General features: G+C 62.5%; 1 protein-coding gene. It reads right to left on the bottom strand.

Annotated features, from left to right (window positions below; genetic code table 11):
- On the bottom strand, nucleotides 1-609 hold a 609-nt coding region (locus Q5Y72_RS19765), incomplete at its 3' end, for an IS256 family transposase (RefSeq protein ID WP_305965093.1).
- Between the last annotated feature and the right edge of the window lie 106 nt (nucleotides 610-715).

Here is a 715-nt window from a genome sequence, read left to right as displayed (position 1 = left end):
TTCGGCTTCGGACGGACCAATGCCCAGGCCGATGATTTCTCTGCGCCCCTCGGTGTTGGCTGCCACGGCGATTATCGCTGCGACCGGCACGATGCGGCCGCCCTGGCGCACCTTCAGGTAGCTAGCGTCCAGCCAGAGATAGGGCCAATCGCCGGTCAGCGGTCGGTTCAGGAACTCGCCGACCCGCTCGTCGATATCCTTGCACAGCTTCGATACCGTGCTCTTGGAGATGCCCGATAGCCCCATGGCCTGCACCAGCTCGTCCACGCGGCGGGTCGAGACGCCACCGATCCAGGCTTCCTGGATCACCGCGACCAGCGCCTGCTCCGAGGTTTTGCGCGCCTCCAGGAAGCCGGGAAAGTAACTGCCCTGCCTGAGCTTCGGCACCCGCAGGTTCAAGGTGCCCAAACGGGTATCGAGAGCGCGCTCTCGATACCCGTTCCGCCAAGTCGTGCGCTCACCGCTGCGTTCATGCCGTCCGGCGCCGATCAGCCCGTCGACATCGCTCTCCATGATCAGTTGAAGGACGGCTTCGGCAATGCCGCGCAGAAAGTCGCCCTGATCATGCTTGGCCAGAAGCTCGGACAGGTCCATGTTGGATTTGGTCATCGGGGTCTCCGTAAGGTTCGTGGTTGAAGCGTCGAAACTCCACCTCGACCATACACCTCGATGGCCACCCGGGATTACACCGATGAAGGCGCAGAAATTACACCAC

The sequence above is a fragment of the Paracoccus spongiarum genome (genome assembly GCF_030732095.1).
GTDB lineage: Bacteria > Pseudomonadota > Alphaproteobacteria > Rhodobacterales > Rhodobacteraceae > Paracoccus > Paracoccus spongiarum.
Note: the sequence above shows the minus strand (reverse complement) of the source record. Positions and strands in the feature narration are given on the sequence as shown.